Source organism: Variovorax sp. GW822-FHT04E09 (assembly GCF_058800845.1).
This window is the reverse complement of record NZ_JBXAMR010000001.1, coordinates 1,241,401-1,262,977: the sequence shown is the minus strand read 5'-3', so window position 1 is coordinate 1,262,977 and position 21,577 is coordinate 1,241,401. Positions and strand designations below refer to the sequence as shown.

20 protein-coding genes are annotated in these 21,577 nt (G+C 68.9%); 16 read left to right on the top strand and 4 right to left on the bottom strand.

Features of this window, described 5'->3' with window-relative positions; genetic code table 11:
• Positions 1-39 precede the first annotated feature (39 nt).
• The 9 genes from AC1RL8_RS05910 (at position 40) to AC1RL8_RS05870 (ending at position 8,532) form a co-directional block, all read left to right on the top strand.
• Positions 40-1,845, top strand: a complete 1,806-nt coding sequence (locus tag AC1RL8_RS05910) for a DUF2341 domain-containing protein (protein ID WP_492684189.1) — start codon at positions 40-42, stop codon at positions 1,843-1,845.
• 12 nt (positions 1,846-1,857) lie between these two features.
• A complete protein-coding gene (locus AC1RL8_RS05905) occupies positions 1,858-2,271 on the top strand; it encodes an ExbD/TolR family protein (protein WP_062474100.1) in 414 nt (137 codons plus the stop codon).
• 10 nt (positions 2,272-2,281) lie between these two features.
• Positions 2,282-3,025 carry an energy transducer TonB gene (locus AC1RL8_RS05900; RefSeq protein WP_492684188.1) on the top strand — a complete coding sequence of 248 codons (744 nt, stop codon included), beginning with the start codon at positions 2,282-2,284 and terminating at the stop codon, positions 3,023-3,025.
• On the top strand, positions 3,022-4,881 hold the full coding sequence (locus tag AC1RL8_RS05895; RefSeq protein ID WP_492684187.1) for a putative porin: 1,860 nt from the start codon (positions 3,022-3,024) through the stop codon (positions 4,879-4,881). The genes AC1RL8_RS05900 and AC1RL8_RS05895 overlap by 4 nt, the downstream gene beginning before the upstream one ends.
• Before the next feature lie 13 nt (positions 4,882-4,894).
• On the top strand, positions 4,895-5,620 hold the full coding sequence (locus tag AC1RL8_RS05890) for a hypothetical protein (RefSeq protein ID WP_492684186.1): 726 nt from the start codon (positions 4,895-4,897) through the stop codon (positions 5,618-5,620).
• Entirely contained in the window at positions 5,617-6,564 is a 948-nt protein-coding gene (locus AC1RL8_RS05885; RefSeq protein ID WP_390343087.1) for a peptidylprolyl isomerase, read from the top strand. The genes AC1RL8_RS05890 and AC1RL8_RS05885 overlap by 4 nt, the downstream gene beginning before the upstream one ends.
• Positions 6,565-6,599: 35 nt before the next feature.
• Positions 6,600-7,151, top strand: a complete 552-nt coding sequence (locus tag AC1RL8_RS05880) for a YbjN domain-containing protein (protein ID WP_492684185.1) — start codon at positions 6,600-6,602, stop codon at positions 7,149-7,151.
• An 11-nt stretch (positions 7,152-7,162) separates the two neighbouring features.
• Positions 7,163-7,447, top strand: a complete 285-nt coding sequence (locus AC1RL8_RS05875) for a hypothetical protein (RefSeq protein WP_070061194.1) — start codon at positions 7,163-7,165, stop codon at positions 7,445-7,447.
• Between the two features lie 68 nt (positions 7,448-7,515).
• Entirely contained in the window at positions 7,516-8,532 is a 1,017-nt protein-coding gene (locus tag AC1RL8_RS05870) for a phosphotransferase enzyme family protein (RefSeq protein WP_492684184.1), read from the top strand.
• Positions 8,533-8,541: 9 nt separating this feature from the next.
• Here the strand turns inward: AC1RL8_RS05870 and AC1RL8_RS05865 are convergent, their stop codons facing one another.
• Positions 8,542-9,225, bottom strand: coding sequence for a class I SAM-dependent methyltransferase (locus tag AC1RL8_RS05865; protein ID WP_492684183.1), 684 nt, complete (start codon positions 9,223-9,225; stop codon positions 8,542-8,544).
• A gap of 110 nt (positions 9,226-9,335) precedes the next feature.
• On the opposite strand from AC1RL8_RS05865, the gene AC1RL8_RS05860 reads away from it, so the two are divergent.
• Positions 9,336-9,791 (top strand): GNAT family N-acetyltransferase, encoded by a 456-nt coding sequence (locus tag AC1RL8_RS05860; protein WP_492684182.1) that lies wholly within the window; start codon positions 9,336-9,338, stop codon positions 9,789-9,791.
• Positions 9,792-9,833: 42 nt separating this feature from the next.
• Here AC1RL8_RS05860 and AC1RL8_RS05855 read toward each other — a convergent pair whose 3' ends face one another.
• Positions 9,834-11,033: an MFS transporter gene (locus AC1RL8_RS05855; protein WP_492684181.1), complete on the bottom strand. Its 1,200-nt coding sequence runs from the start codon at positions 11,031-11,033 to the stop codon at positions 9,834-9,836.
• 419 nt (positions 11,034-11,452) lie between these two features.
• On the opposite strand from AC1RL8_RS05855, the gene AC1RL8_RS05850 reads away from it, so the two are divergent.
• Together AC1RL8_RS05850 and AC1RL8_RS05845 are read left to right on the top strand one after the other, a co-directional pair.
• Positions 11,453-12,862 (top strand): DUF2130 domain-containing protein, encoded by a 1,410-nt coding sequence (locus AC1RL8_RS05850; RefSeq protein ID WP_095745864.1) that lies wholly within the window; start codon positions 11,453-11,455, stop codon positions 12,860-12,862.
• 29 nt (positions 12,863-12,891) lie between these two features.
• Complete coding sequence (locus tag AC1RL8_RS05845; RefSeq protein WP_492684180.1) at positions 12,892-13,299, top strand: GNAT family N-acetyltransferase; 408 nt, start codon at positions 12,892-12,894, stop codon at positions 13,297-13,299.
• 18 nt (positions 13,300-13,317) lie between these two features.
• On the opposite strand, the gene AC1RL8_RS05840 is transcribed toward AC1RL8_RS05845, so the two are convergent.
• Positions 13,318-13,842, bottom strand: coding sequence for an Lrp/AsnC family transcriptional regulator (locus AC1RL8_RS05840; RefSeq protein ID WP_369629300.1), 525 nt, complete (start codon positions 13,840-13,842; stop codon positions 13,318-13,320).
• A gap of 92 nt (positions 13,843-13,934) precedes the next feature.
• Here AC1RL8_RS05840 and AC1RL8_RS05835 point away from each other — a divergent pair, with 92 nt between their 5' ends.
• Together AC1RL8_RS05835 and AC1RL8_RS05830 are read left to right on the top strand one after the other, a co-directional pair.
• Complete coding sequence (locus AC1RL8_RS05835; protein ID WP_492684179.1) at positions 13,935-17,543, top strand: indolepyruvate ferredoxin oxidoreductase family protein; 3,609 nt, start codon at positions 13,935-13,937, stop codon at positions 17,541-17,543.
• An 86-nt stretch (positions 17,544-17,629) separates the two neighbouring features.
• Complete coding sequence (locus AC1RL8_RS05830) at positions 17,630-17,986, top strand: hypothetical protein (protein ID WP_492684178.1); 357 nt, start codon at positions 17,630-17,632, stop codon at positions 17,984-17,986.
• Here AC1RL8_RS05830 and AC1RL8_RS05825 read toward each other — a convergent pair.
• A complete protein-coding gene (locus tag AC1RL8_RS05825) occupies positions 17,964-18,920 on the bottom strand; it encodes a LysR family transcriptional regulator (protein WP_369646554.1) in 957 nt (318 codons plus the stop codon). The genes AC1RL8_RS05830 and AC1RL8_RS05825 overlap by 23 nt on opposite strands.
• A gap of 134 nt (positions 18,921-19,054) precedes the next feature.
• On the opposite strand from AC1RL8_RS05825, the gene AC1RL8_RS05820 reads away from it, so the two are divergent.
• Positions 19,055-20,296 carry a metal-dependent hydrolase family protein gene (locus AC1RL8_RS05820; protein ID WP_492684177.1) on the top strand — a complete coding sequence of 414 codons (1,242 nt, stop codon included), beginning with the start codon at positions 19,055-19,057 and terminating at the stop codon, positions 20,294-20,296.
• A gap of 65 nt (positions 20,297-20,361) precedes the next feature.
• The gene (locus AC1RL8_RS05815; protein ID WP_492684176.1) at positions 20,362-21,552 is read left to right on the top strand and encodes a M24 family metallopeptidase; all 1,191 of its coding nucleotides are present in this window, start codon (positions 20,362-20,364) and stop codon (positions 21,550-21,552) included.
• Positions 21,553-21,577 lie beyond the last annotated feature (25 nt).

The following is a 21,577-nucleotide window of genomic DNA, read 5'->3' as shown; positions in this document are numbered from 1 at the left end:
TTTTTTTCTCATTCCACGAGCTTTCCGGAGAACCCTGTCATGCGACGACTTCTTTTCATCGCGCTCACGCTGCTGAGCACGCTCCTGCCGGGCCTGGCCCATGCCTGGTGGCAGGCCGAATGGGCCTACCGCAAACCCGTCACCATCGACGGCGGCCCGCAGGCCGGCGCCATCGGCAGCGATGCCGGCCGCGTGCCGGTGCTGGTGCGCCTGCACACGGGCAACTTCAAGTTCGAGGGCGTGAGCGAGACCGGCGCCGACCTGCGCTTTGTCGCGGGCGACGACAAGACCGTGCTCAACCACCAGATCGAGCAGTTCGATCCGCTCCTGGGCATCGCGCTGATCTGGGTCGACGTGCCCAACGTCTCGGCCGGCACGCCGCAAAAGCTGTGGATGTACTACGGCAACCCCAAGGCCCCGGCCTCGGGTAACGGCCAGCGCAGCTTCGACCCCGACTACACGCTGGTCTACCACTTCGCCGAAGGCGCGGTGCCGCCGCGCGACACCACCGCCTACGGCAACAACGGCCAGACCGCGGCAGTGCCGGTGGAAGGCACGGTCATCGGCAAGGGCGCCCAGCTCGGCAACGGCGCGCTGATGCTGCCCGCCACGCCCTCGCTGGCCGTGACGGCCGGCGGCACGCTGACCTTCTCGGCCTGGATCAAGCCCGACTCGCTCGGCGCGCGCCAGGCGATCTATGCGCGCCGCGACGGCGCCGGCGAGCTCGTGGTCGGCATCGACCAGGGCGTGCCCTTCGTGCAGGTCAACGGCCAGCGCAGCACGCCGGGCCAGCCGGTGCAGGCCGGCCAGTGGGCGCACCTCGCGGTGAAGGCCGAGGGTGACAGCGTCGCGCTGTATGTGGGCGGCCGTCCGGCCGTGTCGCTGGCGGCGAAGCTGCCCGCGCTGAACACCGCTGCCGCGCTCGGCGCGGATGCACCCGCTGCCCCCGCCACGCCGGGTGCCGCACCCGTCGCCGGCTTCGCTCCGTTCACCGGCGCGATCGATGAAGTGCGCCTGTCGAAGGTCGCACGCCCCGACGCGCTGCTGCTGGCCGATGCCGTGTCGCAAGGCGCCGAGTCGCGCCTGGCCGCTTTCGGCCCCGACGAGCAGCAGGCCGGCAAGAGCCACTTCGGCTTCATCCTGGCCGCGATGCCGCTGGACGCGTGGATCGTGGTCGGCCTGCTGGGCCTGATGATGGCGCTGTCGTGGGCCATCATGATCGGCAAGGGCCGCAACTTCGGCGCCACCTCGCGCGCCAACGCCACCTTCATCGAGCACTTCCGCGAAGCCGCCGGCGCGCCGCTGGACCGCCTGGCCACCAACAACACGGTGCCGCAGGAAGTGCGTGCCGATTCCTCGCTGTGGCGCCTGTACGAAGTGGCCATCGAGGAGATGCGCCGCCGCCATGACCGCGGCTACGACCTGAACGCCGTGTCGGCCTCCACCATCGGCGCCATCCGCGCCGCGATGGACGGCGTGATGGTGCGCGAGACCGAGCGCATGTCCAAGCGCATGAACTGGCTGTCGACCACCATCGAAGGCGCGCCGTACGTGGGCCTGTTCGGCACCGTGATCGGCATCATGCTGGTGTTCGTGGTGGCGGCCATGGCCGGCGCCGTGGACATCAACTCGGTGGCGCCCGGCATGGCCGCCGCGTTGCTGTGTACCGCCGCCGGCCTGGGCGTCGCGATCCCCGCGCTGTTCGGCTACAACTGGCTGGCCTCGCGCTCGGACGCCATCGGCGCCGACATGGCCGTGTTCGTCGACGAGTTCGTCACGCGCCTGGCCGAAGAGCAGGGCGAGGGCCGCTCGCTGCCGGTGGCCGTGCAGGCGCGCCGCGCCTGAGGACCGCGCACCATGGCAAACACAGCCGCGAAGTTCGCCGTGCGCAAGCGCACGGGCGGCATCAACATCACGCCCTTCGTCGACGTGCTGCTGGTGGTGCTGGTGATCTTCATCCTCACCAGCAACGCCAGCATCCCGGGCATCAAGGTCGACCTGCCCAAGGCCAGTGCCTCGGTGGCGCTGGAAAAGCCCAAGACCAAGGCCATCACGATCGACAACGCGGGCAACGTGTTCCTGGACGCCTACCCGGTCACGCTGCCCGAGCTCGAGGAGCGCCTGCGCACCGAGAAGGCGCTGTCGCCCGACTTTCCCGTGATCGTGCGCGGCGATGCCAGCGTGCAGTACGCGAAGGTGGTCGACGTGCTCGACCTGCTGCGCCGCATCGAGCTGAACCAGATCGGCCTCGTGACCGGCAAGCAGAAGTGAGGACCGGAGCGTGAACCCTCGCGACCCGATTTCTTTTGCCTCGCCCGCGCCGCGCTCCAGCGGCACGGGTGGAACGGCCGTGCTGTGGCGCCGTTGGGGCGGGGTGGTCATCGGCCTGGCGATCGTCGTGGCGCTGGCGCTGCTCGTGTGGCGGCTGCTGTCCGACACCGCGAGCCAGAAGCGTGTGGTGGCCGACGCGCCCACGCTGATGCTGCCGCCGCCCCCGCCACCGCCGCCCGAACCCGAGAAGCTGCCCGAGCCCGAGCCGGAAAAGATCAAGCCCGAAGTGGTCGAGCCCGAGCCCAAGCCGGTCGAGCCGCTGGAAGCGCCGAAGGACGACGCGCCGCCCAGCCCCTCGAAAGACCTGGGCGACCCGGTGACCATGGACAGCGCCGGCCAGGCCGGCAACGACGCCTTCGGCATCCAGGCCGGCAGCGGCGGCGGCATGAGCGGCACCGGCGGTGGCGGCGGCCTGGGCAGCGGCTCGTATGCGCGCTACGTGTCGAGCATGTTGCAGCAGGCGCTGTCGCGCGATCCGCGCACGCGCCAGCTGGTGTTCGACGACATCCAGATCGACCTGTGGCTCGGCGCCGACGGCAAGACCACGCGCGCCCAGCTGGTGCGCGGCACCGGCACCGAGGACATCGACGAGGCCGTGCTGGCGCTGGTGCGCGGGCTCGACCGCGTCGACGAACGTCCGCCGGCCTCGATGCGCTTTCCGATGCGCGTGTCGATGAAAGGCCGCCGGCCATGACTTTCCACACCTGTACGGCCGACGCCCGGCCCGACTCCTTTCCTCCAGTGAACGAAGCGATGAACACCCTGCACAACACCCTCCCGCGCCGGGGCGCGATGCCGGCCCTGCGCCAGTGCGCGCTCGCGGCGGCCGTGGCCTCCGCCTTCGTGCTGTCGGCCGGCACCGCCATGGCCCAGACCGCCGCCGCGCCCGCGGGCGAATCCGCCATGGTCAAGCTGATCCGCGGCCTCATTCAAAGCGGCACGCTCGCCAAGGACGTGGGCGAAGCGCTGCTGGCCCAGGCCCAGACCGAGGCCATCGCCGCGCAGCAGGCACAGCGCCAGGCGGCCGTGTCGGCCACCGCCGCATCGGCCACCGTCGCGGGCGGCATGCGCCTCGAAGCGGGCGACGTGCGCGTGCCCTACATCTCGCAGACCGTGCGCGACCAGATCCGCGATGAGGTCAAGGCGCAGGTCATGGCCCAGGCCAAGGACGAAGGCTGGGCCGCACCCAACGAGACGCCCGAGTGGAGCAAGCGCATCCGCTTCGAAGGCGACGTGCGCGTGCGCAACGAGTCGCGCAGCTACGCCGGCAACAACAGCGACATCGAGATCAACTGGCCCTCGCTCAACCAGGGCAGCGGCTACGACGTCAACCCGAACACCAACCTGTCGCTGCCGTCGATCCTGAACACGCGCCAGGACCGCCGCAACCTGTTCCGTGCCCGCGCACGCGTGGGCCTGCTGGCCGACCTGTCGGAGAACACCAAGGCCGGCGTGCGCCTGGCTTCGGGCAGCGACGAGAGCCCCGTCTCCACCACCACCACGCTGGGCGGCGGCCTGGGCAAGAAGAGCGTGTGGCTCGACCAGATGTGGATCTCGCACAAGCCGACCGACTGGCTCACCGTGACCGGCGGTCGCTTCGGCAACCCCTTCATGTCGACCGACCTGCTGTATTCGAGCGACCTGAACTTCGACGGCATTGCCGCGCAGTTCGACAAGAAGCTCGCTTCGAACCGCGACCTGTCGCTGTTCGGCACGTTGGGCCTCATCCCGCTCGAGTACTCGGCGGACGGTTCGCCCACGCGCAGCCAGCGCAAGATGAAGAGCGAGAACAAGTGGCTGCTCGGCGCGCAGGTGGGCGCCGACTGGAAGATCAACGAAGACAACCGCGTGCGCGGCGCGCTGGCGTACTACAACTTCCGCAACGTCAGCGGCCAGGTCTCCGAGCCCTGCGCGCTGTATGCGGGCGCCGACGGCTGCAGCACCGACTGGTCGCGCCCGGCCTTCATGCAGAAGGGCAACACGCTCATGCTGCTGCGCGACATCTCGCTCGACCCGCTCAACCCGGCCGGCACGCCGCAGCCGCAGTACGTGGGCCTGGCCTCCAAGTTCCGCCTGATCGACCTGAACCTGCGCTGGGACACCCAGGTGGCCGGCAACAACCTGCGCCTGGACGCCAACTTCGTGCGCAACACCGCCTACGACGCCAACGACATCTGGAAGCGCGGCGGCATCCGCGGCGCCATCGTGAACAACTTCGGCCCGACCGGCGGCACCACCCAGTCCGACTTCAAGAGCGGCGGCAACGCCTACATGCTGCAGGCCACCTACGGCAAGCCGGCACCGGCCGCGCGCGGCGACTGGAACGTGCTCGCGGGCTACAAGCGCATCGAGCCCGACGCCATGCCCGACGGCTACAACGATTCGAGCTTCCACGGCGGCGGCACCAACGCGCGCGGCTACTTCCTGGGCGGCTCGTACGCGATCGACAAGAACATGTGGTTCACCGGCCGCTGGATCTCGACCAAGGAGGTCTACGGCCCGCCGCTGTCGATCGACACCCTGCAGCTCGAATTCAATGCGCGTTTCTAAGAAGGAGTCCGCCGTGTCCCGAACGATCTTCCCGGCGCTGGCCCTGGCCGCGCTGGCCGCCACGGCCGGCGTCGCGCAGGCCCAGCAGCCGCAGGGCCAGAGCATGGAGGAGCGGCTGCGCGCGCAGCTGCGCGCCACCACCACCCAGCTGCAGCAGGCGCAGAACGAGCTGGCCGCGCTCAAGGCCGGCCAGCCCGCGGGCAAGGCGCCCGCGGCACCCGGCGCGCCGCCGCCTGCGTCCGAGCTCGAAACGCTGAAGAAGGAACTGGCCGCCAGCCAGGCCCAGCTCGCGTCCGAGCGCCACGCGCGCGGCCAGGCCAGCGCCGGCAACGCGCAGCTGCGCGAGCAGGCCCAGGCCGCGAGCGAGAAGGCGGGCGCGCAGATCGCGCAGTTCCGCGGCGCGTACGACGAGCTGCTGAAGATGGCGCGCGCCTCCGAGGCCGAACGCCAGCGCCTGGCCGGCGAGGCCGCGCTGCAGCGCACCGCGCTCACGCAGTGCGAGGCCAAGAACACGCAGCTGTATGCCGTCGGGCAGGAAGTGCTGCGCGCCTACGAAACCATGGACGTGGGCAGCGTGCTCGCCTCGCGCCAGCCCTTCGCGGCGCAAAGCCGCGTCAAGTACGAACAGATCGCGCAGCAGTACGGCGACAAGCTCTACGAGAGCCGCTTCGACGTGCGCGCCGTGAGCGCGCCGGCGCCTGCGGCCGCTGCCTCCGCCACGGAAGGAAAGCCCCAATGAACCCCGCACAAGCCACTCCCGCAGCCGGGCTCGGCCGCCGCCTGCGCGCGGCAGCCGGCGTGCTGCTCGTCTCGTCGGTCGGCGTGGCCGCCGCGCAGCAACCCGCCGCGCCCGGCCCCGCCGTGGTCGCGCGCATCGGCGAAGTGACCATCGGCCAGGACGAGATCGAGAAGCTGCTGCAGACCCTGCCCGAGACCGAACGCGCCGCAGTCAAGGCCGACCGCGCGAGCCTCGACGGCTGGCTGCGCCAGCGCCTCGTGAGCGAAGCGCTGCTGCGCGACGCCCGCGCCAAGGGCTGGGCCGACCGGCCCGACGTGAAGGCCAAGATCGACGCCGCCACGCGCGAGATCACCGCGCGCATCGTCGCCACCAGCTACCTCGAATCCGTGAGCCAGGTGCCCGCGGGCTTCCCGTCGGACGCCGAGGTGAAGGCCGCCTACGACCAGGGCAAGACCGGCTTCAACCTGCCGGCCGCCTACCGCGTGGCGCAGATCTACCTGGCCACGCCCGAGCGCGACCCGGCCGCCATCGCCAAGGTGCGCGACGAAGCCAACCGCCTCGCCAAGCAGGCCCGCAGCGGCGACTTCGCCGCCGTGGCGCGCGCCAGCTCGCAGGACCGCCGTAGCGCCGAGCGTGGCGGCGAGGTCGACACGCTGCCGCTCGCGCGCATCCTGCCCGAGCTGCGCGACACCGTGGCCAAGCTCAAGCAGGGCCAGGTCAGCGAGCCGGTGCAGGCCGAGGCCGGCTTTCACATCGTCAAGCTGCTCGACACCCAGCCCGCGCGCACCGCCACCCTCGAGGAGATGAAGCCGCAACTGCAGGCCGCACTGCGCCAGCAGCGGCAGCAGCAACTCGTGCAGGCCTACATGGCCCAGCTGGCGCCGCCGGCGCAACTGAGCATCGACAGCGCCGCGCTCGACGCCGCGCTCAAGAAAACCAACTGAACCCATTCCCCCTTTTCAGAAAGAAGAAGCACACCATGAACACCACCGCCACGACCCCGCAAGCCGACGACCAGGCCGCCACGCCGGTGCCTTTCGACATGCTCGACGCCGTCACGCCCGACCAGGTGTCGGACGCCATCAAGGCCGCCGGCGGCGCCGTCACCGCCATCGAACAGGATGGCGTGGTGCGCCTGCACAGCGCCAGCCACGGCATCGGCTTCCAGGTGCTGTGGGGCAATGCCATCACCACCACCCAGTACACCGACTTCACCCTGAGCTGCCCGCTGCGCGTGCAGGGCGGCACGTTGCCCGAGGCCGTGCTCGCCGCCTGGCACCGCAGCAAGCGCTTTGCGCGCGTGGCGCAGCACGGCGACTTCGTCGTGCTCGAGATGGACGTGGTCGTGGCCGGCGGCGTCAGCCCCGCCTACCTGGCCTTCGCCGTGCGTCTGTGGATGCAGATGATGGGCGAGTTCTTCCTGCACCTGCGCAACTACGGCCCCGCCGCCGAGACGCGCGGCGATGCGGCGAATGCCGACGCTGCTGCAGCTGCCACCGCCGCCGTCCAGGGTGTGCCCGCCGCCGCGTGATGCCACTGCCCATGCGCGCCGCATCCGGCCTGTCCGTGGACGACCACCACCATCCCTCGCACGACTCGCCCACGGGCCGCGCCATCCAGGCCGCGGCGCGCCAGGCCCAACGCGCGCGCCGCGCCGAGACCGTGCGGCTGCGCCAGCGCGCCGCGCTGCTCGAGCTGCTGGTGCAGACCATGGCAGAGCTGCACATCTCGATGGCCGAGCTCAATGCGGCGCGCAAGGCGCTGGCGCCTGCTTGGCGCCAGGTGGGAGACGGGGGCGCCTCGCTCGATCGCGATCTGGAGCGTTGACGCAAGGCGGCGGGGCTGCGGAGGGTAGGGCAGAATCGCCCGCCCCACGCTCCCGAAAGGCCGCACCCGTGACGACGCCCGCCCGCTCTGCCCAGATCGCACAGACCACGCCCACGGGCGCCGCCATCGCGGAGAAGGTGGCGCAGGCCTACGACTTCGGCGAGGTCCGGTCGTGCGAGCTGCTGCGGCGCAGCTTCAATCATGTCTACGGCCTGCAGTTTGCCGACGGCCGCCACGCCGTCGCGCGCCTGAGCGCTGACCGCCCGCGCGGCGCCCCCAACGTCGGCTACGAAACGGCACTGCTCGTGCACCTGAAGGCCAGGGGTGTGCCGGTGGCCGGTGCATTGGTGGCACGCGATGGCGCACATGCTGTCGCGATGGACCTGCCCGAGGGCGAGCGTCCGCTGATCCTGTTCGAGCACCTCGACGGCGATGTGCCCGGCGACGTGCTGCCCGACGTCGAAGCCACCGGCCGCGGCCTGGCACTGCTGCACGAAGCCGCGCAGGACTACCACGGCCCCGCCAGCCGCTACACCCTGGAACTGCCCGACCTGCTGCACGCGTCGCTGGAGCGCCTGCAAGCCGCGCCCACCATGACCGACGCGCTGCGCCCGGAGTTCAGCGCCATCGCGCGCGCGCTCGAAGCCCGCATCACCGCGATGCCGGCCCTGACGCGCGTTCACGGGCACGGCGATTGCCACGGCATGAACAACTTCGTGACGGAGGGTCTTGACGGCGTGCGCGTCGCCTCGTTCTTCGACTTCGACGATGCAGGCCCCGGCTGGTTGGCCTACGACCTGTGCGTGTACCTGTGGGCGATGCACCCGCGCACCGTGGGCGGATCACTCGACGCGACGTCGCTGGCGCGTTGGCGCAGCTACCTGGGCGGCTACCGCAGCGCGCGTCCGTTGCCTTCGGCGGACGTCGATGCCATCGCCGCCTTCATGGCCGTGCGGCAGTTCTGGCTCATGGGCGAACACGCGGGCCGCATCGCGGTGTGGGGCACGCAGTCGATGCCGACGAGCTGGCTGCGCACGCAGGTGAAGATGTTGACGGCGTGGGCGGAGTTGCAGACGCCGGAGTGAGGCTTCGGCTCAGGCTTGCGCGACCCAGCCTCTGAATGCCATGCCTGCATAGAACAGGCGGACGTTGGTGAAACCCGTCTCTTCCAGCAGTGCCTCTTCCTGCGCAGGGCTGAGCAGCGTCAGCGTCGAACCGATCGCGGAGGCCGCCTTGCGTGCGTTGTCCGGATCGACGCCGGAAGCCGCCGCGAAAGCGACGTAGCGTGAGAGCCACAGCTCTCGCTCCCCATCTGCCTGGGGAAAGCTGAGATGCGCCATGACGAACGGCGCACCGGGCTTCAGGCGGCGACGAATTTCCATCAACGTCGACCTGCGTTCATCGAGCGTCAGGAAGTGCATCGTCAACAGGCAGGTCGCTGCATCGAACGGACCTTCGGGTGCGGTGTCGGTGTAGCCGTGGTGCAGCGCGACCCGCTCGGCGAGCGGGCCGAGCGTTTCCGCGGCGAGGTCGAGCATGGGCTGCGACGGATCGACGCCGACGAAATGCCATCGGGGATGCGCCTGCGCGAGCACCTTCAACTCCATGCCACCACCGGCGCCGATGACCAGCACGTGGGCCGCATCCGGTGCGCGCTCGGCGACGAGCAGGGCTGCCATCGTCTGCAGGTCGTGCAGGCCTGGCACCAGGCGTGCGGTCTTCTCGGCGTAGTTGTTGGTGGTGGACGACGTGCTGAAGGCGGCGGTGGGCTGGGACATTTCCACAGTCTATGTGGGCGTCGCGCGCTTCGCAGGCGCAGGGCTGCGGGAGAATCCAGTCAGAAGCGGGCCTCGCCCGAACCCGACGTCATTTTGCGGAGACCGCCTGCATGCCCATCCCGTCCCTCAGCGTCCGTCGTGCGGTGTCCGACGACGCCGCACGCATCGATGCGCTCTACGGCCAACTGGTCGCAGACGCGGCGCGCTGCGTGCTGCCCGAACGCCTGCAGGCGTTGTCCGAAGACCCGAGGACGGCGCTTCTTGTTGCGGAGATCGATGGCCAGGTGTGCGCCACGGTGCTGGTCTCGCTGTGCGAAGACGTGATGTACGGGCGACAGCCGTTCGCTGTCGTGGAGAACGTCGTCGTCGACGTGGCCGCTCGCAATCGAGGGGTTGGGGCCGCGCTGATGCGGGAGGTCGAGGCGTTCTGCGCGGCGAGCGATTGCTCGAAGATCATGTTGCTGAGTTCGGTGGATCGCACGGATGCCCATCGGTTCTTCGAGCGCTGCGGCTTCGATGCCTCGATCAAGCGCGGGCTCGTCAAATATCGACGGTCCTTTGCTTGAAATCCCGGCCCGGAGCAGGCCTTCGGTCGACCTGCCACAGCCTCAGACCAGCGTCGAAGCCCGCCCCGCCCGCGACACCCTCGCAAGCCGCCACGTCATCCCGATCCCCACAACCGTCGCGATCAACCCCACCAGGAACACACTCGAGTGACCGTAGTGGTCGGCAATCAGCCCCGCCATCGGGCCTGTGACGCCGTACGCCAGATCCTGGAACGCCGCAAAACCGCCGATGGCCGTTCCGCGCAGGTGGGCGGGCACGCGCTTGACGGCCTCCAGTCCCATGGCGGGGAAGACCATCGAGCACCCCATGCCGGTCAGCAGTGCGCCCACCATCGCCGCGACGGGATGGGGCGCCAGCCACAGCAGCGCTTGACCCACGGCTTCGATCGCGAGGGAGACCAGCGCGACCTTGGTGCCGCCGATGCGGTCGGGCAAGCGACCCGCCAGCAGGCGCACCAGGACGAAGCCCAGGCCAAAGCAGGTCAGCCCATAGCCGGCACCCTGCCAGCCATGGGCCAGGAAGTACAAGGGAAAGAACGCGCCCAAGGCGGCAAAGCCAACGCCTTGCAGGCCCACGACCGCGCCTTGCTTCCAGATGAGTCCCAGCACATCGGAGAAGGGCGCGCGGCGCCCCTGTGCGGACATGGCGGGCGCGATGGACCACAGCATTGCGCCGCTGACCAGCGGCAAGGCGATGCTGCCCGCCATCAGGCCGGCGAAACCGAGCCGCTCCAGCAGCCAGAGGCCCAGCGGGCCGCCCACCGCGAAAGCGCCATACATGCCGGTGCCGACGAGCGCCATGACCTGCCCCGAACGCGCGGGGCCCATCGCCGCCATGGCCCAGCCCAGCATGCCGACGAGCGCGAAGCTTTCGCCGAGGCCCAGCACGAGACGCCCCACCAGAAGAACCAGGTACGCGCCGACGCCATGGCCCAGCATGGGCAGCGAGGAGGCCCAGCACAGGAGCGAAGCCGCCGCATAAAGGACAAGGCCCCGGAACATGGCGACCTTGCCGCCGTGTTCGTCAGCGAGCCGGCCCGCCCAGCCGCGACTGAGGATGGTGGACAGGAAAGCAATGCCGACGCCCAAGCCGGACGCGACATTGCCCATGCCCAATGTCTGTGACACGTGGAGCGTCACAGCCGGCATCGACATCGCGACAGACAGGTAAGCGAGAAAAAGCGCGAGGGTCATCCAGACCAACGTGCGCAGGGAAGAAGAATTTGTTTGGACGTTCGTCATCGAGCGCCGCTCCTTGAGTTTTCAAAGGCGGCACCAGCCGGTCGAATGGGCGGGACGATGAGCACCGAAGCGACCCACGCGCACCGCCAGTCGGCATGCGGGTGCCACTGGTGATGCGTTGGTTGACGTAAACGCTTACGGCGGGATGGAGCTCTGAACAGGTCAGAGTCGATTTTTGCAGCGGCGATTCTAGCAACGTGATCTCGAGACGGGATCGTTCGTTCGCAGACGTCGGCCTCGGCCTCGGTCTTCAAGCGCCTGCCACTCGCCGGCGCTCCCTGTCCGGCTACAGTCGGATGGCTCCATGTCCCTGACCCTATGAACAGCATCACTTCCCGCGATCCCGCCCGAACGGCGCGGCGCTTCGCTGCACTCCCTCTCTTGTCGACGCCCACCCTGACGATGGAGCGCACATAGCCATGCACGAAATCATCTGCCCCCATTGCAGCAAGGCATTCAAGATCGATGAAGCCGGCTACGCGGACATCCTGAAGCAGGTGCGCGACGGTGATTTCGAGAAGCAGCTGCACGAGCGGCTGGAACTGGCCGAGCGGGACAAGCGCGCCGCCGTCGAACTCGCGCAGACCCGGGCCGCCGGCGAACTGCAGAAGGCTGCCGCCGCCAAGGACGGCGAGATCCAGGAACTCAAGGCGAAGCTCGAGGCCGGCGACGTGGCGCGCAAACTCGCCGTGAGCGAAGCCCTGGGCGCCGTGGAGCGGGAGCGCGACGCGCTCGCGAACGAGCTTGAAAAGGCCAAGCAGGACAAGCTGGCCGCCACCGCGCTCGCCGAGGCACGGCACGTGGGCGAGCTGCAGAAGAGCGCGGCCGCGAAGGACGTGGAAATCCAGGAACTGAAGGCCCGGCTCGACGCCATCGAGGTGGCGAAGAAGCTCGCGATCAGCGAGGCCGTCAGCGTGGTCGAGAAGGAGCGGGACCAGTGGAAGAGCGGCCTCGAGCGGGCGGAGCTCGAGAAGCAGCTCGCCGAGAAATCGCTCAAGGACAAGTACGAAACGCAGATCAAGGACCGCGACGACGCGATCGAGCGGCTGCGGGACATGAAGGCGCGCCTGTCGACCAAGATGGTCGGCGAGACCCTGGAGCAGCACTGCGAAACCGAGTTCAACCGCATCCGGTCGATGGCGTTTCCCCGCGCCTACTTCGAGAAGGACAACGACGCGCGTACGGGCAGCAAGGGCGACTACATCTTCCGCGACGCGGACGAGGCCGGCACCGAGATCGTCTCGATCATGTTCGAGATGAAGAACGAGAACGACCGCACGGCCACGAAGAACAGGAACGAAGATTTCCTGAAAGAACTCGACAAGGACCGCACCGAGAAGGGCTGCGAGTACGCGGTGCTGGTGTCGCTGCTCGAGCCCGACAACGAGCTCTACAACACCGGGATCGTCGATGTGTTCCATCGCTACCCGAAGATGTATGTCGTGCGCCCGCAGTTCTTCCTGCCCATCATCACGCTGCTGCGCAATGCGGCGATGAACTCGCTCAAGTACAAGTCGGAGCTGGCGCTGGTCAAGGCGCAGAACATCGACATCACGAAGTTCGAGACCGAGCTGGAAACCTTCAAGGCCGCCTTCGGCAGGAACTATGACCTGGCCCACGGCCACTTCCAGAAGGCGATCGCGGAGATCGACAAGTCGATCGATCACCTGCAGAAGACGAAGGAAGCGCTGCTCGGCACCGACCGCAACCTGCGCCTTGCGAACGACAAGGCACAGGACGTGACGATCAAGAAGCTGACGCGCGGCAACCCGACGATGGCGGCCAAGTTCGCCGAACTCAAGAAGCTCGGGTCTTCCGAGACGGAATGACGCTGGCGCAGGCGCTACCCAGGAAACACATGAACAACATCACCATCGACTACCGTCAGGACGTGCCCCTGGACCCGGCCGACGTCGCCCGCGTCTTCGACCGCTCCGGCATCAAGCGCCCCACGAACGACCTCGCCCGGATCGCGCGGATGTTCGCCGCGCCCAGCCTCCTGCTGTCGGCATGGGTCGACAACGAGCTGGTGGGGCTGTCGCGGTCGCTGACCGACCACGCGTACTGCTGCTACCTGTCGGACCTGGCGGTGGACAAGAAGTACCAGGGCCATGGCATCGGCCGGGAACTCGTGCAGCGCACGCAGGCGATCATCGGCGACGAGGTGTCGCTGATCCTGCTCTCGGCACCCGACGCGATGTCTTACTACCCGGCGCTCGGCTTCGAGTTGGCGCAGAACGCGTACGTCATCCGGCGCAAGCGCTAGAGGCCACTGCGCCACGCCTCACGGCGACCGCCGTGACCCCGCCAGCCCGGCCTTCGCATCCAGCAGGTGCCCGAGCGGCAGCGCCGTCTCCGACTTGATCTCGCGCAGCACGATGCTCGAGCGCACGTGCGTCACGCCGGGCAGGCTGAACAGCACCTCGTGCAGGAAGCGCTCGTAGTGCTTCATGTCGGGCACGGTCACGTTGAGGATGTAGTCCGCGGGCCCGGTCGCCGACACGCAGCGGATGATCTGCGGGCTTGCGGCCACGACTTCTTCGAAGCGTTGCACCATCGCCTCGCTGTGGCGGTCGAGGTTCACCTCGGCCACGGCCGACACGTGCAGGCCCACGTGCTCGGGATCGACGAGCGCGGTGTAGCCGCGGATGACACCGGCCGCCTCCATGTCCTTGATGCGCTTCCAGCAGGGCGTGGGCGACAGGCCGACGGCCTCGGAAATCTGCTGCACGGTCTGCCGGCCGTCATGCTGCAGTGCAGAAAGAATCTTGAGGCAATGCTCGTCAAGAGAAACAGAACCGACGTTCATCGTGGTTTTCGAGTGAATTCTTCTTCAAACAAGGGTCTGCGCCAGTGTATTGAAGAAACACTTACTTGGGGGGGCGCAGAACAATTCCGGGCATGAACGCCCCACTTGAAGCGACCGCACTCCGACGGCCCGACTACCAACTTTCCGACAACCTCTGGGCCGATGCCGGCTCGGTCTTCCTCACCGGCACGCAGGCGCTGATCCGCATCCTGGCGATGCAGGGCCAGCGCGACGCGGCGCGCGGCCTGCACACGCAGGGCTTCGTGAGCGGCTACCGCGGCTCGCCGCTGGGCATGGTCGACCAGGCCATCTGGAAGGCCGGCGAGCGTTTCAAGAAGACCGGCATCCGCTTCGTTCCTGCAGTGAACGAGGAACTCGCGGCCACGCAGGTGCTGGGCACGCAGCGTGTCGAATCCGACCCCGAGCGCACCGTCGATGGCGTGTACGCCATGTGGTACGGCAAGGGCCCGGGCGTGGACCGCGCGGGCGATGCGCTCAAGCACGGCAATGCGTATGGCTCGTCGCCGCGCGGCGGCGTGCTGGTGGTGGCGGGCGACGACCACGGCTGCGTGTCGTCGTCGATGCCGCACCAGAGCGACCACGCCTTCATGGCCTGGCGCATGCCCGTGATGCAGCCCGCCAGCGTGGCCGAGTACCTGGAGTTCGGCCTGTACGGCTACGAGCTGTCGCGCTATTCGGGCGCGTGGGTCGGCATGGCGGCGCTGTCCGAGATCGTCGAGAGCGCGGGCACGGTGGACCTCGATGCGGTGAACGGGCGCGTGGCCGCCTGGGAAGACGCCGACGCCGTGCGCGCCGCCACCGGCCACGCCGCGCCGCCCGACGGCCTGCACTACCGCTGGCCCGACCTGCCATCGCTGCGCATCGAGTCGCGGTTGGAAGACAAGCTCGCGGCCGTCGCCGCCTTCACCCAACGCAACAGCATCGACCGCCACGTCATCGTGAGCCCGCACGCCAAGGTGGGCATCGTTACCTGTGGCAAGGCGCACCACGACCTGATGGAGGTGCTGCGCCGGCTCGAACTCTCGCCCGATCAGCTCGCGCGCGCCGGTGTGCGGCTGTACAAGGTGGGCCTGAGCTTTCCGGTCGAGCAGACGCGCCTCAAGGAGTTCGCGCGCGGGCTCGGCGAGATCCTCATCGTGGAAGAGAAGGGCGCGGTGGTAGAGACGCAGCTGCGCGACATCTTCTACAACGCACCGCCCGAGGCGCGCCCCGTGCTCGTGGGCAAGCACGACCACGCGGGCCAGCCGCTGGTGTCGGCGCTCGGCGAGCTGCGGCCTTCGCGCCTCATCGAACTGGTCGCGCACTGGCTGGCCGCGCACTTTCCCGAGAACCACGACCTGGGCGATCACCTGCAGCACGTGCGCGACTTCACGCCGCCCGAGCTGCTGGCCAACGCGAGCGATGCGGTCAAGCGCCTGCCGTACTTCTGCGCCGGCTGCCCGCACAACACCAGCACCAAGGTGCCCGATGGCTCGACGGCGCGCGCGGGCATCGGCTGCCACTTCATGGCCAACTGGATGGACCGCAGCACGGCGGGCCTGATCCAGATGGGCGGCGAGGGCGTCGACTGGATCTCGCACGCGATGTTCACCAAGACGCCGCACGTGTTCCAGAACCTGGGCGACGGCACCTACTACCACTCGGGCTACCTCGCGATCCGCCAGGCCGTCGCGGCCAAGGCCACGCTCACCTACAAGATCCTGTTCAACGACGCGGTCGCGATGACCGGTGGCCAGCCGGTCGACGGCGTCATCAGCGTCGACGCCATTGCGCGGCAAGTGGAGTCGGAAGGCGTCACCAAGGTGGTGGTGGTGAGCGATGCCATCCATCACTACGACGCCATCAAGAACAAGTTTCCGGCGGGCACCGAATTTCACGACCGCGCCGCACTCGACGAGGTGCAGCGCCGCCTGCGCGAGATGCCCGGCGTGACCGTGCTCATCTACGAGCAGACCTGCGCCGCCGAGAAGCGCCGCCGCCGCAAGAAGGGCGAGCTGGCCGATCCGCCCAAGCGCCTGTTCATCAACGAGGCCGTGTGCGAAGGCTGCGGCGACTGCACCGTGCAGAGCAACTGCGTGGCCGTGCTGCCGCACGAGACGCCGATGGGCCGCAAGCGCAAGATCGACCAGACCAGCTGCAACAAGGACTACTCCTGCGCCAAGGGCTTCTGCCCCAGCTTCGTGGGCGTCAGCGGCGGCAAGCTGCGCCGCAAGAGCGGGGCGCTGGCGGCCGGGCGCGATGCCTTCCTGCACCGCGTGGGCGCGCTCGCGCATCCCGCGCCGCATGCATGGACCGGCCCCTACGACCTGCTGGTGACCGGCGTGGGCGGCACCGGCGTGGTGACGGTGGGCGCGGTCATCGCGATGGCCGCGCACCTCGAGGCCAAGTCGGCCAGCGTGCTCGACTTCATGGGCTTCGCGCAGAAGGGCGGTTCGGTGCTGAGCTTCGTGCGGCTGGCCGACACGCCGGAGCGGTTGAATCAGGTGCGCATCGACACGCAGCAGGCCGACGCCATCCTCGCGTGCGACGTGGTGGTGGGCGCCTCGGCCGATGCGCTGCAGACCGTGCGGCACGGGCGCACGCGCGTGCTCGCGAACATCCACGAGATCCCGGTGGCCGAGTCGCTGCGCAACCCCGATGCCGACCTGCATGTCGACCTGTTGCTCGAGAAGATGCGCTTCGTCGCGGGCGAGGAACAGGTCGAGACCTTCGATGCGCAGAGCCTGGCCGAAGAGTTTCTGGGCGACACGCTGGCCGCGAACATCGTGGCGACCGGCTATGCGTGGCAGCGCGGCCTGGTGCCGCTGAGCCTAGAGGCGCTCATGCATGCGATCGAACTCAACGGCGTGGCCGTGGCGGCCAACCAGTCGGCGTTCTCGCTGGGGCGGCTCGCGGCCGGCGACCCGGCGGCGCTCGATCAGTTGCGCGCGGCACCGGTCGAGGCGGCGGCGCACCAGGTCGACGACCGCCCGCTGGAAACGCTGCTCGCCGATGCGCGTCGCCATCTCACCGGCTACCAGAACGCTGCATGGGCCGCGCGCTTCGAGCAGCGCATTCGCGCACTGCAGGCGGTCGAGTCCGCCTTGCCGGGCGGCGACGTGAGCCTGCCGTTTACGCGCAACGCGGCGCGCAGCCTCTTGAAGCTCATGAGCTACAAGGACGAGTACGAGGTCGCGCGCCTGTACACCGACGGCGCGTTCCTGCAGAAGCTGAAGGACCAGTTCGAAGGCGACCTGAAGCTCGAGTTCCACATGGCGCCGCCACTGCTCTCGCGCCCCGCGCACGGACAGGCGCCCGCCAAGGTGCGCCTCGGTGGATGGATGTTGCCGGCGATGAAGTGGCTGGCCCACGGCAAGCGCCTGCGCGGCACGCCCTTCGACCTGTTCGGCCACACGGCGGAGCGCCGCACCGAACGCGCACTGATCGATCACTTCGACCGCCTGCTGCAGGAGATGGCCACCGCGCTGACCCCCGACAACCAGCCGACCGCCGCACGCATCGCGGCGCTGCCGCTGTCGGTGCGCGGCTTCGGCCACGTGAAGCTGGCGAACCTGGATTCGGCGCGCCTGCGCGAGGCCGAGCTGCTGCACCGCTTTGCGCCGTCGCGCTACGCGAAGCCGGTGGACGCGCCTGGCGCCGGGCAGATTCGGGGCATCGCCATCGTGGCCAGCGCGCGGTAGCGGGCGCGGGTGGCGAGCGTGAGTTGCTCGGCTACGATCCTTGCCGAAGCACTCACGCCCGCCACACCCCGACGATCACAGGACCCATGCGCGCCTTTCTCTACTACGCCCTGATGCTCCTGCTCGGATATGCCTGGTACAGGTACGGACAGAAGCTGCTGCGCAAGGGCTATCGCGATGAGAAGGGCGAACTCACCCAGGGGCTCGTAGGGCCCGTCGGATTCCTGCTGACCGCTGGCGTGACCTGCTACCTCTTCTTCGCCATGCTGCGCGCCCTGGTGCGGGGCGAGGTGCCCTGCGTCGGAAAGGGCTGCGTGGGGCAGGTCTACACGCTGGCGGCGCATGCGGGCGACTACTGGGCCAACCTGTTCTTCCTGGCGTGGTGCGTGCTGGGATTGGCCTATGCGATGTATGTGACGCTCAGGATCTGGTTCCGGGCTTAGCCCGCGCAGTGCGCGCAGCCGGCTCCCGCGCCAGCATCTCGACGACCAAAGCAATGAACCACTGGTGCAGTGCCGAGGTCTCGTGCCGCTCGTGCCAGACCAGCTCGACGGTGCGCGCCGGCGCCGCCAGCGGTGGCGCCACGCGCTTCAGGCCTGTCATGCGCATCGTCTCCAGGCCCTCGGACCAGGGAAGCACGGCGATCAGGTCGGAGCGGCGCACGGCCTCGTAGGCTGCGGAGTAGTGGCTCACCGTAGAGACCAGGTTGCGCTGCAGGCCGCGGCTTTGCAGCACGCGGTCGTAGATGCCACCGACACGGCCCGCCAGGCTCACGTCGAGGTGGCGCGCGGCCAGGAATTTCTTCAGCGGAATCTTGTCGAGCTTGGCCAGCGGGTGGTCGTTGTGCATGAAGCAGGCAAAGTCGACCGACCACAGTCGGCGTGAGCGCATGAAACCGGGGCGCTGCACGTCGTCGTTGTAGGCGCCGATGGCGAAGTCGGCGCGGTTGTCGTCCAGCGACTGCCCGAAGTCCACGACCGTGCCGGGGTGGGTGTGCAGCCGCATCCCTGGCGCAAGTTCGCCGAGCCGCTCGAGCAGGCGGGGGGCGACGATGCAGGCCACGTAGTCGGTCATCGAGACCGTCAGGCGGGCGTCGCTTTGCGAGGCATCGAAGCTCTCGCCCTCGAGCGTGCCCCGGATGGTGCGCAATGAGCGGGCCAGCGGCGCCCACAACTCCGTGGCGCGCCGCGTCGGGCGGATGCCCGCGCCGTTGCGCACGAACAAAGGGTCGCCGTAGGTCTCGCGCAGCCGGCGCAACGCGTTGCTGACCGTGGGCTGCGTCAGCGACAGCTTGGACGCGGCGCGCGTCACGTTGCCTTCGTTCATGAGGGCTTCGAAGACCTTCAGCAGGTTGAGATCGGCGTTGCGGTAGTTCATGGACAGGGGAGGCTGAAACCATTCACATGGTCAATGGAATGGATTCAGCATATAAATTTTTCGGAATTGTGACGCGATCCTACGATCCCGTCATTCCTCACCGCCCATGCCCTCGGAACCCGGCAAACAGACCCATGACTCAGATCCTCGTCAAGAACGCCCGCCTGCTCGATCCGCTGAAGCCCGAGCTGCAGGACCGCCACGACATCCTGATCGAGGGCGACACCATCCGCGAGGTGTCCGACCGGCCGATCGTGGCGCGCGATGCGCGGGTCATCGACGCCGCCGGCAAGACCGTGATGCCCGGCCTGATCGACCTGCATGTGCACGTGGTGGCCGTCGACCTGAACCTGCAGCGCCAGGCGCTGATGCCCAATGTGTTGGCGACGCTGCGCAGCCTGCCGATCCTGCGCGGCATGCTGCGCCGCGGCTTCACGACCGTTCGCGACGCCGCCGGCGCGGGCGATGCCTTCAAGCAGGCGGTGCAGTCGGGGCTGGCGCAGGGGCCGCGCCTGTTCGTCTCGGGCCGCGCGCTGAGCCAGACCGGCGGCCATGGCGACGGCCGCGCGCGCTCCGACTATCTGGTGGCCAACGCCGTGTGCCCCAACTGCGCCCGCGTGGGCATGCTCGCCCGTGTGGCCGATGGCGTGGACGCCGTGCGTAAGGCTGCGCGCGAAGAACTGCAGATGGGCGCGGACCAGATCAAGATCATGGCCGGCGGCGGCGTGGCGTCGCCTACCGACCCGGTCGATGCGCTGGGCTACAGCGAAGACGAGATCCGCGCCATCGTCGGCGAAGCGGCAGCCCGCAACACCTACGTGCTGGCCCACGCCTACACCCCGGCCGCGATCCAGCGCGTGGTGCGCTGCGGCGTGCGCACGATCGAGCACGGCAATCTGGTCGATGCACCCACCGCCGCGCTCATGGCCGCGCACGGCGCCTATGTGGTGCCCACGCTGGTGACCTACGACGCGCTCGCCAACGAAGGCGCGGCGCTGGGGCTGCCGCCCGCCAGCGTGGCCAAGGTGGAAGACGTGCGCGGCGCCGGGCTGCGCTCGCTCGAGGTCTACAAGTCGGCCGGCGTGAAGATGGGCTTCGGCACCGACCTGCTGGGCGAGTCGCACCGCCTGCAGAGCGACGAGTTCCGCCTGCGTGCCCAGGTGCTGTCGCCGGCCGAGATCATCGCCAGCGCCACGCTGATCGGCGCCGAGGTGCTGGGCATGAGCGACCGGCTCGGCCGGCTGATCCCGGGCGCGCTGGCCGACCTGTTGCTGGTCGATGGCGACCCGATGCGTAACCTCGATTGCCTGTTGGGGCAGGGCGAGCGCATTCCCCTGGTGATGAAGGCCGGCGTGGTCGAGTTCGACGCGCTGTAGCCCGCCCCCCCGAGCTGTTCAGACAACCCGCCGGATGCCTCCGGCCCTCTTCAAGGAAACGACACATGCCCAAGCTGACGCAAGCCGTCTGGCGGTACCGCCACGACCAGATGGTCCGGTTGATGGACGAACTCGCCGTCGATGCGCTGGTGTTCACCACCGCGGATTTCTTTCAGTTCGCGACCAACTTCCACACCGACGTGCAGCCCTGGGAACGGCCGATCTTCGCGGTCGTGCCGCGCCAGGGCGAGGGCTTCCTGGTCATGAACGAACTGTCGACGAACCACATGCGCTTCTCGATGGAAGCCCACAAGGTGTGGATCACGGACGTGACGTTTTATGCCGAGCATCCGATGGTGAGCAACCGCCTGCCGCTCGTGTCGCAGCTCCCCGAGATCCTCGCCGAGCGCCTGAGCCGCGCCGGCCTGCGCCGCTCGCGCATCGCGCTGGATGCCGGCAGCGGCGTGATGGCGGCCGTGCAGCGCCTGCTGCCCGACCTGAACGTGCGCGTCGCCACCGCGGAAGTGCGCAGCCTGCGCTGGCAGAAGCACGCCGAGGAACTGGCCGTCATGCAGGCCATGGCCGGGCTGACGGACTGGCTGCAGGACCGCTACCGCGACGCGATCAAGCCCGGCCGCCTGGTGCAGGAGATGGACTGCGCCATGGCCAGCCTGTTCGTGCAGGAGGCTGCCGAGCGCTTTCCCGGCGAGCAGTTCGAGGTCGTGCGCTGCTGGACGCTCAGCGGCCCGGCATCGGCCTCGCCGCACGGCGACGGTGCCTCCTGCGGCGCGCGCATCCGCGAAGGCGACGTGCTGGTCAACATCGTGATTCCCCGGCTCAACGGCCTGACGATCGAGAACGAGCGCACCTGGTTTTGCGGGCGCCCCGACGACCAGAAGAAGGCGCTGTGGACGGCCGCGCGCGACGCGACCGATGCGGCCATCGGCGCGGCCGTGACAGGCCGGCCCGTGTGCGCGATCGACGCCGCGGCGCAGGCCGTGATCGAACGCGCCGGCTTTGCCGACTGCATCCGTCACCGCACGGGCCACGCCATCGGCATCGTGCACCACGAGTACCCGGAGGACATGGCCTTCAGCCAGCGTCCGCTGCGCGACAACGAGGTCTATTCGGCCGAGCCCGGCCTGTACGTCTACGGCGTGGGCGGCTTTCGCATCGACGACACGGTCGTGGTGGGCGCGACGCCGCGCGTGCTCACCGCCACGCCCAAGTCGCTCGACTACGCCACCGTCGGTTGATACCGCTCACACCTTTCGCAACCAC